The sequence below is a fragment of the Serratia sp. TMDUHS_CL genome (assembly GCF_037137105.1).
In the GTDB taxonomy this organism is placed as follows: Bacteria; Pseudomonadota; Gammaproteobacteria; order Enterobacterales; family Enterobacteriaceae; genus Serratia; species Serratia nevei.
Window position 1 is genome coordinate 1 of record NZ_JBBBDV010000009.1, and the last position, 16,955, is coordinate 16,955.

Here is a 16,955-nt window from a genome sequence, read left to right on the forward strand (position 1 = left end):
AGTGATTTTCAACGGAGACGAAGACGAAGAGCAGCTGTACACCAAAGCCGTCGAGTTCACTCGCCTGCATGCCATGATGGGTGCTGCAAAGCTTCAGCGTGAACTGAAATGCAGCTATTGGATGGCAAGCGGAATTACCCAGCGGATGGAAAACGAAGGCGTGGTAACCGCACCTGCCTGGAATGGCGTCCGTACTGTAATTCATGGAGGTAGTGATGCCAGCAAATGAAACCGCTCAGCTCATTCACGCAGATTGTATGGAGGCGATGCACCTAATCGCCGATGGCTCCGTTGATATGGTGTGCGCTGACGTACCCTACGGCACCACGCAATGTGCCTGGGACTCTGTTCTTGACCTTGAGCTGATGTGGTCACACCTGCACCGCATCGCCAAACCAAACGCCGCTATCGTGCTGTTCAGTGCGCAGCCGTATACCTCTGTTCTGGTCAACAGCAACATCCGACATTGGAAAACGGAGTGGATTTGGGAAAAAGGCAACGCGACAGGGTTCCTCAATGCCAAGAAGCAGCCTCTGCGCGCCCACGAAAACATCCTGGTGTTCTATCGCGGCATGCCGACATACAACCCGCAGTTTACCGATGGACACCCACGCAAAACGTCGCGTCGTAAAACGGTCAATTCCGAAGTGTATGGCGAGGCCGTGACGCTGACGGAATACGACTCAACACGGCGTTATCCGCGCGATGTTCAGTTCTTCTCGAGCGATAAGCAGAAAGGCCGATACCACCCAACGCAGAAGCCGGTTGGCCTGGTTCGCTATCTGATCGAGACGTACAGCAATCCCGGCGATGTAGTGCTGGACTTCACGATGGGGAGCGGAACGGCTGGCGTAGCGTGCTCAGCGACTGGCCGCCGATTCATCGGTATCGAGAAAGAACAGAAATATGTCGAAGTGGCGCGCCGTCGGATTTTCGGTGACAGCGCTAGGGAGGTGGAGCGTGATTGAGCAACTCAAGTTTTACATGACTGAAGCGTCTCCGGAGCTGCTTGAAGCTCGGCGGGAATACATCGAACGCGTAATCGTCAAAAAGTTACGTGATGGCGTGGAAATACAGAAAAACTGGCCTGCCGAGTTTGCAAGTGACGCAGCGGATCTGATTGAGGCATATCGCGAAGGTCTCGAGTTTTTCACTGAAAGAGGTTTCAACACTGAAGCCCAGGAGAAAGCATTATGAGCACGCTGGTCAAAATACTCATCAATGATGACGGCGAAAAAACGCCTCTCGGAGAGAGATTCTGGCACCTGTCGGTAGAGCGATCAGGCGATCCAATGCTGTTGTGCTCCGGTGAATTTTATTCATTTGGCTGCTGCACAAACGTTGTCGCCAAGACAAAGGTTGTAGAGCGAGGGGGGATAACCTGCCCGCTTTGCCTGAAATACATCCGAGAAATTAAGGCGGTGAAGCTGTGATGGACAATAAGCTGAGCGAACTGAGCAAGCCGGTGGCGTGGACTGACGAACGCGGGAACTTGTGCACCAACCGAAACAAAGAGCGCGGGCTAGAGAGTCGATATCATCAAGACTACGAGAAATACACGACACCGTTCTACTCGCAAGAGTACGTATCTGCCCTGCTGGCGCGCATCGCCGAGCTGGAACGCGCCAACACATCGCAGGACGACCACATAAATCAGCAGCAGGACAGAATCGAATTTCTGGAGAAGACAAACGCCGGGTTAGGCCGACGGCTTGGCGACGCAGAAAAGCGGCTGGCTACGCCGGTGCGGTTGCAATCGCCCTGGGTGGATAAAGTTGGCAATCGCTGGCTGCTGGAAGGGACGACAGCCGATGTAATCCGCGTCGCCGGGTTTGCGGTCACCATAGAGGGGGATGAGTAGGATGGCAATCTTCATTTCATTGCGTTGCGAAGAACGCGGCGATGGTCGGTCACCGTATGGCGGAACTCGGTGCTGGTCAGACGATAACAACGACCCGTGGACTATGGCTGATGACACAAAAAAATCGGCCGACGCGTGCATGAGCGAACTGTTTGCTGAAGCAAAAGAGGCTGGCTGGAGAAAAATCAACGGCGGATGGGTTTGCCCCGCCTGCCAAAAGCATATGCAGGGGGATGCATGACACTAACGACTGAGCAGTTGAGAGCAGAGATGATTGAGAAAATCGCAGTTGCGTCAGGCCTGCGGGCGCGAGATGGGCGTAATGTGGTGGCCGAGGCAATCTATGCCGAAGTTGTCGAACCATTGCTGGCGGCTAACCGGGAGGCGCAGCCGGTGGCATGGGAAATGCGCTACTGGAACAGCGGCTACAACTGCTGGCACGACTGGGAGCGCATCACAGCAGAGCAACACGCAGAGATGAGCGTAGAGCATGCAACGAACAACGATTACGAGTTCCGCGTGCTGACTGAACTTAAATAGCGTTACAGGTGGCACTCGCTGAGTGCCACATAGTGCTATTGTTACTGTGATTACAATAACCCGAGGGACCAACATGCAGGATTTAGAAAGAAAAATTTATGAAGTTCTCGCAAAGTCGGAAGCCACAGTAGGGATCGGCTCATCGGACACAGCGAACAAACTGATCGACGCAGCCCGACCATTTTATAAAAAAGCTGATAGCACAGGAAAATTAAGCATCATCAATAGATTCAACGCGATGAGAAAAGAGCCCGGCGTCCCATTCCCAGAAAACCTGGGCGAGCTACTCGAGAAATAACAGAACCCGCTTAGGCGGGTTTTTTGTTTGATGCGTGACACAAAATGCATAACTGTTTATTTGTACAGTATTTTGATGAAATATCATTGCTGTACACAATAAAGAGATAGCTAATTGATTGATATTGAAGACTTGATTAAGTCATTGCCCAACACCGGAAGAGTAGTAATAACATGCGAAAACGGCTCAATAACCGGAACTCGCATCGTTAAGGAAAATGAGCACGTAGTATCACTTAACGCGTTGATTGATTTGGCAAAATTAGCAGGTTATTCGGTTGTAAGACCTGATGGAAACGCGCTATAATTAACGGGCTGGACTGAACACCCAGCCCGTTCGAATTCTGAGCAACTGCTGCGCCACCGGAGAAAGCCCATGGCGCAGTATTCGTTTGTAAAATCCGCAGGAAATTTGTTAGTGCCGGCCACCCCGGACGCGATCGAATACCTGAAAACCAACGTGAAGATCGGCGCCGTCCTGTATGCCGATTTTAGCCAGGCCCGCAACCCGGCTTTTCACCGCAAATATTTCTCCCTGCTGAATCTCGGCTTCCAGTATTGGGAACCGACCGGCGGCGCCATATCGCCGACCGACAAAGAGCTGGTTACCGGTTACGTTAAATTCCTCGCATATTATGCCGGGAACGAAAGCACGCTGCAGGCAGCCGCCGACGAATATCTGCAGGATGTGGCAGAAAAGCGCGCCGGCAATATCAGCGCCGCAAAATCGTTCGAGGCATTCCGCGCCTGGGTAACGATTCAATCCGGCCATTACACCGCATACCAGATGCCGGATGGCAGCGAGCGCAAAGAACCCCGCAGCGTATCGTTCGCAAAGATGGACGATATCGAGTTTGCCCAGCTCTACAGATCCACCATCGACGTGCTCTGGAATTTCATCCTATTCCGCTCGTTCCCCAATCAGCAGGCTGCAGAAAACGCCGCCTCCCAACTGCTCAGCTACACGGCATAGGGGGAACCATGGCGACCAAAGACGAGAAACAATGGTTATCCGACGTGGCAGATCTTGGCTGCGTCGTCTGCCGCAATCTGGGTTACGGCTCATCCCCTGCAGAAATACACCATATCCGCACAGGACAGGGCACCGCACAGCGCGCCACCCATAAGCAAACCCTCCCGTTATGCCCACCGCATCACCGCACCGGCGGCCACGGTGTAGCCGTACACGCAGGAAGAAAAACATGGGAGGAGAATTACGGCACTGAGCTGGAATTGCTGGAACAAGTCACAAGGGAAGTGGAGGAATTGCGCGAATGCAGAATTTAATCCTACCCCCAAGACCAGCAGGAAATATCGAAAAGTCACAGGGCGCCCGTCGGTGGCAAAGAACAAAATCCTGTTTGGCCCATCTTCTTGCAATGGCCGGCGGCGCGTTTTTCCCTCTCTATGCTCGCGCACGCGCGCGTTTAGGGGGCTGATTATGCCTCTCGTCGCAACATTCCGCACCGACTGGTTTCGCGTAATTACCGATATCAACCGCACACGCATGGCAACGCAGAGCATCGCCGAGGAATTGGGCGTTTCGAAATCTGCCGTTCTCGGCTGGAAGTCGGGATCTGAACCGCGTCACGGCGATGGGGAGGCGCTGATCGCTCTCTGGTGCCAGGCAACGGGCTCAGACCGTAGCAACCTGCCGACCGTACTTTACCGGCAATGGTGGACGTTTAAGCGCCCGGTAATTGGTCGGGAATCCGACCGCAAGCAGGGCAGACAATGAGCGCTCATCAACCCAAGGAGTAAACGCAATGGGACGACCACGCAAAGAAATCCAAACTCCCGGGCAGGAAAATCAGCGGCCGGAAGAAAACGCCACTGACGCACTGCTGTTAAATTCTGTCGTGCAGCAGCCCGCAAACACACCTGAGCAGCTGAACGCCGCTACCGCTGGCGCCACGCTGATTACTGTAGGCGAGCCGGAACCAGCCGGCGATGACAAAACAGCGATTCTGCAGCAGCGTGTTGCGAAGCTGCTCGACGGCGCAGCACTGGAAGAGCGCAACGCGATCCTTTCCGTCCTGAATCAACAGGGTGCCGCAATTATTGCTCGATTCGAAGGGATGGAATTCCTCGACGCTGACGATCACCGCCTGACCGATAACCTCGAATTCCTCAACCTGGTGAAGAAAGCCACCGATGTGGCTACCGGTGGCGCTGGCCCGATGGTGACGAACGAAGAGGGCAAGAAGCAGCCAGCACCGGGCAAACCTGTTTTAACCGAACACGGCTGGCACGTACCAGGCTAAGGAAACCGCTATGTGTGGATCTGCACCGAAAGTAGTTCAGACCGACCCGCAGGCCGAGGCAGACGCAGCAGCAGACGCCGCGGCTAAAGCCTCAAACGCTGACGCCGCCAGCCGCAAGAAGCGCAAAAAAGGCTCCTCACTGCTGGCCAGTGGCGCAGAGGGCGCTACCGATGCCGGTGATTCGCTGCTAGCAAGCGGTGCCCAGGCAGCAGGCAATAAATCAACGCTGGGGGCGTGATTGATGGACGACACCGCCGCAAGGCTGATTAAACGCGTGAACACGCTCAAGGCTTCCCGTCAGGTGCACGAAAGTGTCTGGCGGGAGTGCTACGACTACACGTACCCGCTGCGCGGCGCTGGTTTCTCGTCTGAGGTGCTGGACGCTCAGAGCGCAAAGCACAAGGTGGCAAAGCTGCTCGACGGCACGGCGACCGATAGCTCGCGCATGCTGGCGTCTGCTCTCATGTCCGGCATGACGCCGGCTAACGCGCAGTGGCTGAACCTCGACAGCGAATCCCTGCCGGACGACGCCAAGGCGTGGCTTTCTACCTGCGCAACGCTGGTGTGGGAAAACATCCACGCGGCCAACTTCGACGCCGAGGGCTACGAGGCAAATCTCGATGTGGTGTGCGCTGGCTGGTTCGTGCTGTACGTCGATGAAGACCGGGACGAGGGCGGCTATTCATTCCAGCAGTGGCCATTGGCGCAGTGCTACGTCGCATCGACTCGCAATGATGGCATTGTCGATACGATTTTCCGCTGCTACCAACTGACCGCCGAGCAAGCGATCGCCGAGTTTGGACAGGATGCTGTAAGCGAGAAAATCCGTGACGCCGCCAAGAAAAAGCCAGACGACAAGTTTGATTTTCTGCACGCAATCTTCCCACGCACGAATTACATGGTTAACGCGCGCCTGGCTAAAAACCTGCGCTTCGCGTCGTACAACATCGATGTGACCGCCAAGAAAGTGGTGCGCGAATCCGGCTATCACGAATTTCCATGCTGCGTGCCGCGCTGGATGAAAATTCCCGGCGGCTCGTACGGCATCGGCCCGGTTTATGACGCTCTGCCTGACTGCAAGGAGCTGAACGAAACCAAACGCATGGAGAAAGCCGCGCAGGATTTGGCGATTTCCGGCATGTGGATCGCCGAGGATGACGGCGTGCTTAACCCTCGCACGGTGAAGGTGGGGCCGCGTCGCATCATCGTGGCCAACAGCGTCGACAGCATGAAGCCGCTGCTCACCGGTTCCGATTTCAACGTCGCATTTACCGCTGAGGAACGCCTGCAGGCCTCAATCCGCAAAATCATGATGGCCGACCAGTTGCAGCCGCAGGATGGCCCAGCCATGACAGCCACCGAGGTGCATGTGCGCGTCGCGCTGATCCGCCAGTTGCTGGGGCCGGTATACGGACGATTCCAGGCGGAATACCTGCAGCCGCTGGTTGAGCGCTGTTTCGGCATTGCGTTCCGTGCAGGCGTGTTCCCTGAACCGCCGGAGAGCATGAACGCCGCCAACTTCAACGTGCGCTATATCTCGCCGCTGGCTCGTGCACAGAAGCTGGAGGACGTCACCGCGATTGAGCGTTACGCCCAGAACGTTATGCAGCTGGTGCAGGTTTACCCGGACATTATCGACAACATGGACAGCGACGAAGCAAGTCGCGTTGTCGGTGAGGCGCTCGGCGTACCGGCCAAGGTTTTGCGCTCGTCGGCGGACGTGTCCACGCTGCGCGACCAGCGCGCCAAGGCGCAGCAACAACAGCAGCAACAGTCATTGCTGATGCAGGCAGGCCAGCAGGCAGCCGGCGCCGCAGGGCAAAGTGCCGGTGAAGCAATTGGCCAACAACTGGCGGGGGGCTGATGGGCATCAAGAAAGTTTCACCACTGGATTACAAGCGGCTGTTTGAAGAAACGGCCGGCGGCGCTGAGGTGCTGGACGAATTAACCCGGCGCTTCGGCGGATCGATTTTTGTGAAGGGCGGCCCTGAGGGTGACCGCCAAACCTGTTTTAAGGCCGGGCAACGTGACGTGCTCGATTTCATTTTGCGCCAGCTTAATCTGGCAGACGGAGTAAACGACGATGTGGAAGCTTAAACACTTATTCATGAATGCAGCTGGCGAAGGTGGGGAAGGTGGCGGCACTGGTGACGGCGGCAACCCAGGCACCGGCGATGGCGGCAGCACTTCATTGCTGAGCACCGGCGCACAGAATCAACCGGGTGGCGATGATTGGGTGCCTGAAAAATTCCGCGTCATGGGCGAGGACGGGAAACTCAATATCGAAGGATCCGCGCGCAAACTGGCCGAGTCCTACACGCACCTGGAAAAACAGCGCGGCACCAGCGCGGCACCGAAAACCGTAGATGAGTATGCGCCTACCGTAGAGGTTGAGGGCTTCAAGTGGGACGAGTTCAAGGCCGATCCTGAGATGCAGGGATTCCTCAAGGCTGCTCACGCCAAGGGCATCACCAACGATCAGATGGGCTTTATCCTCGGCGAATACATGAACCGCGCCCCGGCGCTGGTGGGTGGTGCTGCTGAGCTGGATCAAGAGGCGGCGGCTACCGAGCTGCGCGGCACGTGGAAAACCGATGCGGAATTCCAGAAAAATATCGGGCTGGCGCACCGCGCGTTTATGTCGCTGGCCGACCCTGCCGACCAAGGAAAGATGGATGAGATCGGCAACAACCCGATTGTGATCCGCATGCTGGCAAAAATCGGCGCAGAGATGGGCGAGGATAACCCTGTAGGCACTGGCGCGATTAATCTCGAAGAGCAGCAGAGCATCCGCGACCTGATGAAGTCAGAAGCTTACAGCAACCCGAAACACGCAGATCACGAACGCGTATCCACCCAGGTGCGTGCGTTCTATCAGAAAACCTACGGCGACCAAACGGTAGCCTAATTAAAAAGCCCGCGGAGGCGGGCTGATACTAAGTGTCAAATTTTAATAGAGTGCAAATAATCAAGACCCGCGGCAGTGATAAATACATCTTTTGTCATGAATGCCCAGCGCCCTTGTCCGCGCACCGGGTCTGGATCAAAAACCTCGTCTCCATGGGCATCGACATATCGATATTTTGAGGGAAGAGAAATAAGCCCCTTCTGGCTCAAGTAGATCATATGACCGTCTAATATATCCTCATCAAATCCCGCAAGAAGTCTTGCGTAACCATCTGACATTAGGGCGTGAGGGAAATATTCCCGGAGGGTTAAAAGTATGGTTTTATTTATTTCATTTTGAATTTTCATAGTCTCTCGCTGTGTTTTTGGAAATCCAAATCCAGTATGCAAAGAGTTTTAAATTAAAGAAAGACTTCAAAGCTAATTTGGTCGGGATTCCGACCGCACCCCTGCAACAAAATCACTCCAACAGCCCGGCGTGGTAGCCGGATAACTGGTATCTCCCGCCAGGCGTACGCGCCACTCGCCTGGTGTATCAGGGCCGGTAACCCGATAACCCGCAGGCGATAATCTTTGGAGTGATAAAAAATGGCTTTTGATCCGAATAAGAACATGATCACCGCCGCCTTTGTGCAGCAGTTCCATGATTCTTTCGAAATCGCATCGCAGCAGAAGGACTCGCGCCTGCAGGCTGCCGTACACGACCGCGGGATGATTACCGGCGCGTCGTTCACCATCAACGATATGGGCACCATCGAGATGAAGCAGATCACCGAGCGATTCGGTGACACTGTTTGGGATCTTCCCGAAGCAGGTACCCGTAACGCGTTGATGGTGGACTACGCTGTTTTCGTGCCGGTAGAGAAACGCGACCTGCGTAAGCTGATCGCTGACCCGCAGGGGCCATATCTGCAACTGACCTTGTCGGCTGCGAACCGCACAAAGGACGACGTGATTTATCGCGCGTTGCTGGATACCGTCCTGCGCAAAACCTCGAACACTGGCGCTTATGCTCCTGTGGCGCTGCCGGCGTCTCAGAAGATTGTGGCCGGCGGTACCGGCATGACCAAAGCCAAGCTGATCGCCGCTAAGGCCATGTTCCGCCGCAACGAGTGTGACGAGCAGAACGGCGAAGAGCTATTCATCACGTACAACGCCGACATGCTCACGCAGATCCTGAGCGATACCACCCTGACCAGCGCCGACTATATGGCGGTGAAAATGCTGCAGGAAGGTGCGGTGTCCGGCAACTGGTTGGGCTTCAAGTGGTTGGCATACGAAAAACTGGACTCGGCTAGCGCTGGCGATCCGGCTGTCACCACCAAGACCGCCGCCGCCTGGTGTAAGTCTGCAGTGCATTTCGGTACCGGTGCCGAGTACAACACCGATATCGGCCCGCGCCGCGACAAGAACAACACCATTCAGATCTCTGTCGATGCGTCCTATGGCGCCGGCCGCGCAGCCGAAAACAAGGTTGTCGCGATCGACTTCACCGCTTAATGCCAGCGCTACTTTGCCGGGGATAATACCCCGGCCTTTTTCATGAGGTATCGCCATGGCTTCCAGTATTTCCATCTGTTCTAACGCACTGCTCGCGCTCGGAGCTCATCCGATCAACAGCTTTGACGAAAACACAGAACACGCCCGCCTGTGCTCCAACATTTACCCGACAGTGCGTAATGACCTGCTGCGTAAGCACCCATGGAATTGCGCGGTTAAACGCGTAGTGCTTTCACCCAGCAGCACGGCGCCAGCGTTTGGATTCGGCTTTCAATTCCCGTTGCCCGGTGACCTGATCCGCATCCTGTCCGTCGGCGAAGAGTGGGACGAAATCCCGTACCGCATCGAGGGCAAGAAGCTGCTGGCCAATCAGAACGTGATCCGCCTGCGCTACATCTTCCGCAACGAAGATGAATCGACCTGGGACTCGGCGCTGGTGAATCTGGCAGAAGCCACCATGGCGGCCAAGCTGGCCTATGCGGTAACGGCATCCGCCAGTCTGCGCGACAGCCTGACTCAAGAGGCGGCCTATCTGCTGCGCCAGGCAAAATCTATCGACGGGCAAGAAGATCCGCCGGAAGAGCTGGGCGGATACCCAACGTATAATTCGAGGTTCTGACCGTGCGTGCCAACCTGATAAAAACCAATTTCACCGCCGGCGAGATTTCCCCGCGCCTCATGGGCCGTGTTGATATCGCGCGTTACGCCAACGGCGCCAAGCAGATCGAGAATGCGGTTTGTGTGGTGCAGGGCGGGGTTATACGTCGTCCTGGCACCCGTTACGCAGCAGCGGCCAAATATGGCGACCGCAACGGACGGCTGATCCCCTACGTTTTCAACCGCTCTCAGGCATACGTGCTGGAGTTTGGCGACGGCTACATGCGGATTTTCCAGAATGGCGCGCAGCTGGTAAACGACGACAACACACCGTATGAAATCGCCAGCCCTTACAGCTCCGCTATGCTGCCGGCCGTAAACTACGTTCAGGGCGCCGATACCATGTTTCTGGTGCACCAGGGCGTGAAGCCTCATCGCCTGCAGCGGCGCGGGCAGCTTGATTGGGTGCTTGAGCCGTGCCCGTTTATCGTTGAGCCGTTCGACGAAATCCGCGACACGCCGGAAAAATGGTGCAAGCCGTCAGTTAAGGAATTTGTCGGCTCAGAAATCACGCTGACGCTGAGCGACGACGAGCCACCGAAAGATAGCGAGGATCCGGCGCCATTCACCGGCCCTGGCTGGGTTGCTGAGGATGTTGGCTCATACGTCCGCATTAACGGCGGTCTGGTGCTGATCAAAAGTATCACCAGCGAGCAGATTGCCGTCGGCGTTATCCGCACAGACCTTACCGCAACACAGGCAGCGTCGCCGGGAGCGTGGACGCGAGAGGATACGGTTTGGACGGATGCATACGGCTACCCTGGCGCGGTGACGTTGCACCAGCAGCGCCTCGTCCTGGCTGGCTCGGTCAGGTACCCGCAAACCATCTGGTTCAGCGAAACCGGCGTTTACCTGTCGTTTGAGCTGGGTACCGACGACGACAAGGCGATCAGCTTTACGCTGTCTTCCGACCAGCTCAACCCGATTGTGCACCTGGCACAGATGAACACGCTGATTGCGCTGACGTACGGAGGCGAGTTCACGATCACCGCCGGCAATGATGCAGCAATCACCCCGACAAATATCTCGGTGAAAAACCCCAGTCCATACGGTTGCAACGGGATCCGCCCGGTGCGTGTCGGTACCGAAATCATGTTCGTGCAGCGCGCCGGCCGCAAACTCTATGCCGTGGCCTATGACCCGGACAGTTTTGTGTCGTATTCCGCCAACGATATGACGGTGCTGGCAGAACACATCACTGCAGGCGGGGTGATCGATATGGCGTACCAGCAACAGCCCGACGCCTTTATTTGGCTGGTACGCACCGACGGCGTAATGGTGACGATGGCAATCGACCGGGCTCAGGAGGTGATCGCCTGGTCTCGCCAAATTACCGCCGGCAGGTTTGAGTCAGTGGCGTCGATCCCGTCTGACAGCAACGATGTAATTTACGCGCTGGTTCGCCGTGAGATCGGCGGCCAGGTGGTGCGCTATGTCGAGGTGTTCGATTCTACGCTGTACACCGACGCCGCCGTAACCGGCAGCAGCGAGGCCGGAGCAACGACGTGGGCAGGGTTAAATCACCTCGAGGGGCAGACCGTCGATGTTGTCGCTGACGGTTCTGTGATGCCTGTGCAGGAGGTTTCCGGTGGGCAGATCACTCTGACACGAAAAGCTCGCCGCGTGGAAATTGGCCTGCATTTTGAATCCACGATCCAAACGCTCACGCCAGAAGTGGGAACCACCGAGGGGACAACGCAGAGCGCCAAGAAGCGAACCAGCGAAGTGACAATGCGTTTCCTCGAAACTACCGGCGCCGAGTGCAACGGCCAGGTGATCCCGTTCCGCACCTTCGGCCCGAAAATCCTCAATCAGCCGGCGCCGTTGTTCACTGGCGATCACTTCTTCGGAAAATTGGGCTGGGAGAAGGGCGAGGACACGCTACTCATTCAGCAGCGCCAGCCGCTGCCGTTCCACCTTCTGTCCATTATCACCACTTTCACCAGCAACGGGGGCTGACAATGATCCGCAACGCAACCGCCGGGGATATCCCGGCACTGATTGAACTTGGCGCCCGCATGTACCTGGAATCGCGTTACGCGGAAACCTCGCCATTTGATGAGCAGAAGTGCGCCGATCTGGCGCAGAACCTGATCGCCGCACCTGGTGGGTGCGTGCTGGTGGCCGAGCACGGCGGGGAGGTGATTGGCTGGATGGCCGGCGGCATCGCCGAGCAGTGGTTTTCGCGCAAACTGGCGGCGTTCGAGTATGGGCTATTTATCGCGCCGGAGCACCGCGGCGGATCTGCTGGCCCTCGCTTGGCTAAAACCTTTATCGCGTGGGCCGCTGACCATGGCGCCGCCGTGATCAATATGGGCATCACCACCGGCGTGCACGAAGAACGCACCGGGGCGATGTATGAACGTCTTGGCCTGTCGCGCACTGGCCTGTTGTATTCGAAGGAGATTTGATTATGTGCACCGGGTTAGAGGTGGCAGTGATCGGTTCGTCGGTGCTGGCTGCCGGCGGCGCTGTCGCTGGCGGTATTCAGCAGCAGAAAATGGCGAACTACCAGGCGGATCAGGCAAACGCCGATGCAGAGTCCGCCCGCGCATCTGCGCGCGTACAGGCTGACAGAATACGCAAGGCAGGGCGTGAGCAGGCCGCACAGGCAAACGCGGCGCTGGCGGCGTCTGGCGTTGAAACTGGTGAGGGAACAGCGCTGCGCATCACATCCGGAATCACCGGCGACGCAGAGCAGGACGCCTACACGACGATCCTGAACGGCATGAACACCGGCGCGCGGTACAACGCGCAGGCGAAGGCCGACCGACTCAGCGGCCGCAATGCGGCGACGTCCAGTTATATCAACGCGGGCGGCTCGCTGCTTTCCGCCGCCGGCACCGGTTACTCCGGCTGGAAAAAAGCCAATCCAACAACCACGACAAATACCGGTACCGCGGCATCGAATAACATGTTCTCGAATATGGGGGTGCGCTGATGCGGATACCCACCGGAAATTTTGGCAATGTGACGCCGGAGGCGCAGCGTACGCGCATTGACGTTGGGAACGTTGGTGCTCCTGCCAATGCATTGCAGCACCTGGCGACTGTCGGGATCGGTGTTGCCGAAGATCAGCAGCGCCGAATTGCCCAGGAAAACCAGAGCCAGCTGCAGGCGCTGACGCTGCAGCTTGATGATTTCAGTAACGGGCTGGTTAACGATCCTGACCATGGCTTACTGGCACAACAGGGAACCAATGCGGAAGGTGCGACCAAAAACTACACCAGCCAGTACGAGGACTTTGCTAACAAACTTGCAGCTGATTTACCGCAGGAAATGCGCGAGCAGTTCCAGCAGCAGGCAATAGCAAAGCGCATTCAACTCGAGCGCACAGGATTAACCCATGAACTGAGCCAGCGCCGCCAGGTGGAGCAGGGTAATTTTGAGTCGACCATAGCGAACAGCTCCACGCGGGCCCAGAGCTATTGGGGTGACAACGTTAATTATCAGTTAGAGGTTGGTAGTGCGCAGCAGCAGATCGCTGAGTATGGCAAAGCCCAAGGTTGGACGCCGGAACAGGTAACCGAACAACAAAATAATTACGTTAAAACAACCGCATATAAAACCATGGAAAACTTGGTTGCGTCGGATGCCGACACGGCCGCTAGACTGATGGGCGAGCCTTCTGACGTCGGCGGCGCGGTGCGCTACAGCGGTGGCGGCGCTTCTGATCCGGTAGGGCTTCGCAATAATAACCCCGGCAATCTGGTTAAAACCGCCAACACCTGGGACGGGGAAGTAAAAGGCGATGGTCGTTTTGCGTCGTTCGCCACACCGGAACATGGGCTGCGCGCGCTATGTAAAAATCTGCTGGCCTACAACAAACGCGGTTACACCACTGTTGAGCAAATTATCGGGCGGTGGGCGCCACCAAACGAAAACGACACGGCGGCCTACACGGCAGCAGTGTCTAAGGCTCTCGGTGTGCCGGCTGATAAACGTCTTGATCTGACCGATATCAACACGCTTACCGCGCTGTGCGCCAGCATCACCAAACACGAAAATGGCAGCAATCCCTATTCGCAAGAGCAGATCACCACCGGTGCTATGGCTGCATTGGGAATGACCGCATTACCCACGCCAGATGGTGGAAATTTGCGTGCGGCGGGCGCAGCAACAGCGGTTACTCAGCTCGACCCGGTACAGCTGGCGCGACTGCGTAGCATGGCGCAAGGGCAGTTAAGCCAACAGCAGCGTGAATATCGTGCCGGGCTGGAAAGTGAGCTGAAAGACTTCAACGCCGTCGCCTACCAGGGCAAGAGCTATCCACGCGAGTTTAGCGAGGGCGAGTTTGTCCGCGCTTATGGATATGACGCCGGACAAAAAGAGTACGCCAGCTACCTCGACACACGCCAACTTAGCCGCGACATTTCGGTTGTACAACAGCTATCCCCGGGCGGTCAGCAGGCGCTGCTTATTGCGCGCGAGCCGGTACCCGGCGAAGGTTTCGCCGAATCGTCTAAGCGATACGGAACCTTGCAAAAGGCGGTGGATTACGTGAACAAGGTACGCGAAGCCGATCCCATTCTTTATGCCGCCGGTCAGCACCAGGTTAACCCGTTGGATATGCAATCGCCGGAAGCATTCGGCAGCAGCCTTACCAACCGCGCCAGCGCCACCCCGGAGATCGCCCAGCACTACGGCACGCCATTAACCGTATTTTCAAAGGCAGAAGCATCGCAGATTGGTGAGATGCTGCGCACCGCGCCAGCGTCGCAGTCAGTAGCTTACCTTGATGCTATGCGCCAGGGGTTGGGAACTGGTGCGCAGTATTCAGCAGCGCTGCAGCAGGTTAGCAGTTACGCCCCATCTGCTGCTGTTGCGGGCGCGATTATGGGTAAGAGCGGTAATGTGATCGGTAAGTCAGGATGGATCTCAGACTCCATGGTAAACCCCGATGATGCGGCAAAAACAATCATCGAAGGGGCTAATGCTCGGGCCGGTATCACCACCAAAGTGAACGGGGTGGAGAACAAAACCAAAGGGATAGAGATACCGAAGGATTCGGACTTACGCCCTGAGTTCGATTCTGTTGCTGGCCGTGCTTTTGCAGGGAATCCAATAAACGCATCTCAAACGTATGAGGTGGCAAAAGACTATTACGCGGGCCTGATGGCCCGTAAAGGTAACTTTTCTGGAGAATACGACGCATCCGCATGGACGCAGGCGATCAATGTCGCTACCGGCGGAGTGTACGACTATAACGGACAAGGGGATATTTTGTTGCCATGGGGAATGTCCGAAGAGCAGTTTGACAAAGCAATTAATACCGCATGGAAATCACAGATTGTGGACGCTGGTATTAAACCACCTCCTGGTCAGTATGGCCTGCAAAGTAACGGGGATAGCCAGTATTTGGTGAAACTTGGAGCAGGCTACCTTATGGACAATAGAGGTAAACCTGTATTGCTCCAAATTAATGCTGACAGGGTTCGTTTTGGGAATGGAGGGATCCCGCAGTGATTTTCTTTAACCAAGATGAACGTAATCGCGCGTTAGCTTATGCAGCAGAAAACCCGATAGGCTCCGCCCGCTCTGATGCTGATTTTTTTGATGGCGCATTCACAGCCCCTTTCAAGGGGATTTACGCCGGGGTTACACAGGCCGATCAAGTTGCCTGGGCAGGCGTAGATGCCGTTGTATCGCCGATCTCACGGGCTGTTAATGATGCGTTCGGGGTGAACGACACCTCTGAAAGTTTCATCAAGAATCAGCGAAAGCTGGCGGAACAGCAGGTGCGAGCATTAACGCCTGATGCCGGAACCACCGGCACCGCCGGTCAGGTGCTTTTCTCTCTGGCTGAGGTGGGCGGGCAGGCGGCGGCCGGCACGTTGTTGGGTGGGTTGCCCGGAGCCGCGGCAACAGTTGGCGGCTTGCAGGGTTTTTCCGATTACGAGAAGTCTCGCGCTGAGGGCGTGGATTATGGCACCACTGTAGAAAAAGCGCTGGTTACTGGTGGTACTGCGGCGCTTGGCGCCGTGCTTCCTATGTCTCTTGGCCTGCGTGCTGGTGGTGCAGTAGCTGAAGGAGTTGGCGCTGCTCTGACTACCGGTGGCACGGCAGCGGGCGCAGCTGCCGGTGCTGTTGCTCGGGCAGCGCCGGATCTGCTTTATTCAGCTGGCACCAACGTCGCTATGGGCATGGCGCAGCGCGGTTTGTCAGCGGAGATCCTCCGACGCGGTGGCTATGAGGATATGGCCCGTCAGTACGATGTTTTCGATAACCAGGCGCTGGCGGTCGATGCCGTGCTCGGCATAGCTTTTGGCGGGCTCGGTCGATTTATCAATAGCCGGGGCGAAAGCGTGGCAGTGCGTAGTGCAGAGCCGGCAGAGATCGACGCGGCGCTGACTTCAAACTCTCACCTCAACTATGAGGTTACGGCTTCGCCTGGCGTCCCTGTTAGCGTCCTATCACGCAATGCGCATGCCCGCGCAATGGATAAAGCCATGACTGATGCGCTTGCTGGCCACCCGGTAGACGTCGGTTCATTGATGGATGGAGCCGAGTTTATTCAGCGGCGCCCGCGCGTCGATCTGGCATCGCAAGAGGTGCGTAGGGCGATGGGATTACCTGATGCCATAGTTCGCGACACTGACGCGGTTCGTTTCGACGATGTGGCCGGCGCCAATTACCTCGCCACACCGAAACCCAGAACGCGAGAGCAGATCCAGCAAGATGAAATTGCGGGTGCGGAGCGCGCCATTCGCGGGGAAGAATCCCGCGCAACTGAGGCCGATACACTGGAGGCGCAGCGCGCCATTTCCGACAACCCGGATCTGCAAGTTCATGTCGTAAACCCAGACGACAGCACAACGGTGGTAAGGGCTGCCGATCTGATGGCTGAGGCCGATCGTGACGTGGCCAATGCCAAGCATGACGCAAATTTATTTGATGTGGCCGTGAGCTGCTTCCTGAGGAGATAATTT

Annotated in this window: 24 protein-coding genes; 23 read left to right on the forward strand and 1 reads right to left on the reverse strand. The window is 56.6% G+C overall.

The window, feature by feature from the left end:
• The 16 genes from WCL58_RS16500 to WCL58_RS16575 all read left to right on the forward strand — a co-directional run.
• A partial coding sequence (locus WCL58_RS16500) for a DNA translocase FtsK (protein WP_336851381.1) occupies positions 1-229 on the forward strand: 229 nt, incomplete at its 5' end.
• Positions 216-968 carry a DNA-methyltransferase gene (locus WCL58_RS16505; protein ID WP_443005157.1) on the forward strand — a complete coding sequence of 251 codons (753 nt, stop codon included), beginning with the start codon at positions 216-218 and terminating at the stop codon, positions 966-968. The genes WCL58_RS16500 and WCL58_RS16505, both read left to right, overlap by 14 nt.
• Entirely contained in the window at positions 961-1,197 is a 237-nt protein-coding gene (locus WCL58_RS16510) for a hypothetical protein (RefSeq protein WP_336851382.1), read from the forward strand. Before WCL58_RS16505 ends, WCL58_RS16510 begins: the two co-directional genes overlap by 8 nt.
• A complete protein-coding gene (locus WCL58_RS16515; RefSeq protein ID WP_151522963.1) occupies positions 1,194-1,433 on the forward strand; it encodes a hypothetical protein in 240 nt (79 codons plus the stop codon). The genes WCL58_RS16510 and WCL58_RS16515 overlap by 4 nt, the downstream gene beginning before the upstream one ends.
• The gene (locus WCL58_RS16520) at positions 1,433-1,861 is read left to right on the forward strand and encodes a hypothetical protein (protein WP_336851383.1); all 429 of its coding nucleotides are present in this window, start codon (positions 1,433-1,435) and stop codon (positions 1,859-1,861) included. The genes WCL58_RS16515 and WCL58_RS16520 overlap by 1 nt, the downstream gene beginning before the upstream one ends.
• A gap of 1 nt (position 1,862) precedes the next feature.
• Positions 1,863-2,102 (forward strand): hypothetical protein, encoded by a 240-nt coding sequence (locus WCL58_RS16525; protein ID WP_336851384.1) that lies wholly within the window; start codon positions 1,863-1,865, stop codon positions 2,100-2,102.
• On the forward strand, positions 2,099-2,401 hold the full coding sequence (locus WCL58_RS16530) for a hypothetical protein (RefSeq protein ID WP_336851385.1): 303 nt from the start codon (positions 2,099-2,101) through the stop codon (positions 2,399-2,401). The genes WCL58_RS16525 and WCL58_RS16530 overlap by 4 nt, the downstream gene beginning before the upstream one ends.
• Positions 2,402-2,474: 73 nt before the next feature.
• A complete protein-coding gene (locus WCL58_RS16535; protein ID WP_336851386.1) occupies positions 2,475-2,699 on the forward strand; it encodes a hypothetical protein in 225 nt (74 codons plus the stop codon).
• Between the two features lie 375 nt (positions 2,700-3,074).
• The gene (locus WCL58_RS16540) at positions 3,075-3,671 is read left to right on the forward strand and encodes a DUF1367 family protein (protein ID WP_336851387.1); all 597 of its coding nucleotides are present in this window, start codon (positions 3,075-3,077) and stop codon (positions 3,669-3,671) included.
• An 8-nt stretch (positions 3,672-3,679) separates the two neighbouring features.
• A complete protein-coding gene (locus WCL58_RS16545; RefSeq protein WP_308322394.1) occupies positions 3,680-3,985 on the forward strand; it encodes a Ref family recombination enhancement nuclease in 306 nt (101 codons plus the stop codon).
• A 154-nt stretch (positions 3,986-4,139) separates the two neighbouring features.
• Entirely contained in the window at positions 4,140-4,436 is a 297-nt protein-coding gene (locus tag WCL58_RS16550) for a hypothetical protein (RefSeq protein ID WP_041034508.1), read from the forward strand.
• Between the two features lie 28 nt (positions 4,437-4,464).
• Positions 4,465-4,962: a hypothetical protein gene (locus WCL58_RS16555; protein WP_336851388.1), complete on the forward strand. Its 498-nt coding sequence runs from the start codon at positions 4,465-4,467 to the stop codon at positions 4,960-4,962.
• A gap of 10 nt (positions 4,963-4,972) precedes the next feature.
• Positions 4,973-5,200 carry a hypothetical protein gene (locus WCL58_RS16560; RefSeq protein WP_262033867.1) on the forward strand — a complete coding sequence of 76 codons (228 nt, stop codon included), beginning with the start codon at positions 4,973-4,975 and terminating at the stop codon, positions 5,198-5,200.
• A gap of 3 nt (positions 5,201-5,203) precedes the next feature.
• Positions 5,204-6,826 carry a portal protein gene (locus WCL58_RS16565; protein WP_336851389.1) on the forward strand — a complete coding sequence of 541 codons (1,623 nt, stop codon included), beginning with the start codon at positions 5,204-5,206 and terminating at the stop codon, positions 6,824-6,826.
• Entirely contained in the window at positions 6,826-7,059 is a 234-nt protein-coding gene (locus WCL58_RS16570) for a Bbp19 family protein (RefSeq protein WP_047568214.1), read from the forward strand. Before WCL58_RS16565 ends, WCL58_RS16570 begins: the two co-directional genes overlap by 1 nt.
• Entirely contained in the window at positions 7,046-7,870 is an 825-nt protein-coding gene (locus WCL58_RS16575; protein ID WP_336851390.1) for a hypothetical protein, read from the forward strand. Before WCL58_RS16570 ends, WCL58_RS16575 begins: the two co-directional genes overlap by 14 nt.
• A 35-nt stretch (positions 7,871-7,905) precedes the next feature.
• Here the strand turns inward: WCL58_RS16575 and WCL58_RS16580 are convergent, their stop codons facing one another.
• Positions 7,906-8,217, reverse strand: coding sequence for a hypothetical protein (locus tag WCL58_RS16580; protein ID WP_336851391.1), 312 nt, complete (start codon positions 8,215-8,217; stop codon positions 7,906-7,908).
• 240 nt (positions 8,218-8,457) lie between these two features.
• Between WCL58_RS16580 and WCL58_RS16585 the strand changes: the two genes are divergently transcribed.
• From WCL58_RS16585 to WCL58_RS16615, 7 genes are read left to right on the forward strand one after another with little or no spacing between them, the layout of a single operon-like run.
• On the forward strand, positions 8,458-9,369 hold the full coding sequence (locus WCL58_RS16585; protein ID WP_336851392.1) for a phage capsid protein: 912 nt from the start codon (positions 8,458-8,460) through the stop codon (positions 9,367-9,369).
• A 55-nt stretch (positions 9,370-9,424) separates the two neighbouring features.
• Complete coding sequence (locus WCL58_RS16590) at positions 9,425-9,988, forward strand: hypothetical protein (RefSeq protein WP_019456275.1); 564 nt, start codon at positions 9,425-9,427, stop codon at positions 9,986-9,988.
• A 2-nt stretch (positions 9,989-9,990) separates the two neighbouring features.
• On the forward strand, positions 9,991-11,985 hold the full coding sequence (locus WCL58_RS16595; RefSeq protein ID WP_336851393.1) for a hypothetical protein: 1,995 nt from the start codon (positions 9,991-9,993) through the stop codon (positions 11,983-11,985).
• Positions 11,986-11,987: 2 nt separating this feature from the next.
• The gene (locus tag WCL58_RS16600) at positions 11,988-12,437 is read left to right on the forward strand and encodes a GNAT family N-acetyltransferase (protein ID WP_336851394.1); all 450 of its coding nucleotides are present in this window, start codon (positions 11,988-11,990) and stop codon (positions 12,435-12,437) included.
• A gap of 2 nt (positions 12,438-12,439) precedes the next feature.
• On the forward strand, positions 12,440-12,967 hold the full coding sequence (locus WCL58_RS16605; protein ID WP_336851395.1) for a hypothetical protein: 528 nt from the start codon (positions 12,440-12,442) through the stop codon (positions 12,965-12,967).
• Positions 12,967-15,492, forward strand: a complete 2,526-nt coding sequence (locus tag WCL58_RS16610) for a hypothetical protein (RefSeq protein WP_336851396.1) — start codon at positions 12,967-12,969, stop codon at positions 15,490-15,492. The genes WCL58_RS16605 and WCL58_RS16610 overlap by 1 nt, the downstream gene beginning before the upstream one ends.
• A complete protein-coding gene (locus WCL58_RS16615; protein ID WP_336851397.1) occupies positions 15,489-16,952 on the forward strand; it encodes a hypothetical protein in 1,464 nt (487 codons plus the stop codon). Before WCL58_RS16610 ends, WCL58_RS16615 begins: the two co-directional genes overlap by 4 nt.
• The last annotated feature ends 3 nt before the right edge of the window (positions 16,953-16,955 follow it).

Coding starts and splice junctions, on each gene's coding strand:
- WCL58_RS16505 (WP_443005157.1), top strand. CDS start 216: ATGCCAGCAAATGAAACCGCTCAGCTCATTCACGCAGATTGTATGGAG.
- WCL58_RS16515 (WP_151522963.1), top strand. CDS start 1,194: ATGAGCACGCTGGTCAAAATACTCATCAATGATGACGGCGAAAAAACG.
- WCL58_RS16520 (WP_336851383.1), top strand. CDS start 1,433: ATGGACAATAAGCTGAGCGAACTGAGCAAGCCGGTGGCGTGGACTGAC.
- WCL58_RS16525 (WP_336851384.1), top strand. CDS start 1,863: ATGGCAATCTTCATTTCATTGCGTTGCGAAGAACGCGGCGATGGTCGG.
- WCL58_RS16530 (WP_336851385.1), top strand. CDS start 2,099: ATGACACTAACGACTGAGCAGTTGAGAGCAGAGATGATTGAGAAAATC.
- WCL58_RS16535 (WP_336851386.1), top strand. CDS start 2,475: ATGCAGGATTTAGAAAGAAAAATTTATGAAGTTCTCGCAAAGTCGGAA.
- WCL58_RS16540 (WP_336851387.1), top strand. CDS start 3,075: ATGGCGCAGTATTCGTTTGTAAAATCCGCAGGAAATTTGTTAGTGCCG.
- WCL58_RS16545 (WP_308322394.1), top strand. CDS start 3,680: ATGGCGACCAAAGACGAGAAACAATGGTTATCCGACGTGGCAGATCTT.
- WCL58_RS16550 (WP_041034508.1), top strand. CDS start 4,140: ATGCCTCTCGTCGCAACATTCCGCACCGACTGGTTTCGCGTAATTACC.
- WCL58_RS16555 (WP_336851388.1), top strand. CDS start 4,465: ATGGGACGACCACGCAAAGAAATCCAAACTCCCGGGCAGGAAAATCAG.
- WCL58_RS16560 (WP_262033867.1), top strand. CDS start 4,973: ATGTGTGGATCTGCACCGAAAGTAGTTCAGACCGACCCGCAGGCCGAG.
- WCL58_RS16565 (WP_336851389.1), top strand. CDS start 5,204: ATGGACGACACCGCCGCAAGGCTGATTAAACGCGTGAACACGCTCAAG.
- WCL58_RS16570 (WP_047568214.1), top strand. CDS start 6,826: ATGGGCATCAAGAAAGTTTCACCACTGGATTACAAGCGGCTGTTTGAA.
- WCL58_RS16575 (WP_336851390.1), top strand. CDS start 7,046: ATGTGGAAGCTTAAACACTTATTCATGAATGCAGCTGGCGAAGGTGGG.
- WCL58_RS16580 (WP_336851391.1), bottom strand. CDS start 8,217: ATGAAAATTCAAAATGAAATAAATAAAACCATACTTTTAACCCTCCGG.
- WCL58_RS16585 (WP_336851392.1), top strand. CDS start 8,458: ATGGCTTTTGATCCGAATAAGAACATGATCACCGCCGCCTTTGTGCAG.
- WCL58_RS16590 (WP_019456275.1), top strand. CDS start 9,425: ATGGCTTCCAGTATTTCCATCTGTTCTAACGCACTGCTCGCGCTCGGA.
- WCL58_RS16600 (WP_336851394.1), top strand. CDS start 11,988: ATGATCCGCAACGCAACCGCCGGGGATATCCCGGCACTGATTGAACTT.
- WCL58_RS16605 (WP_336851395.1), top strand. CDS start 12,440: ATGTGCACCGGGTTAGAGGTGGCAGTGATCGGTTCGTCGGTGCTGGCT.
- WCL58_RS16610 (WP_336851396.1), top strand. CDS start 12,967: ATGCGGATACCCACCGGAAATTTTGGCAATGTGACGCCGGAGGCGCAG.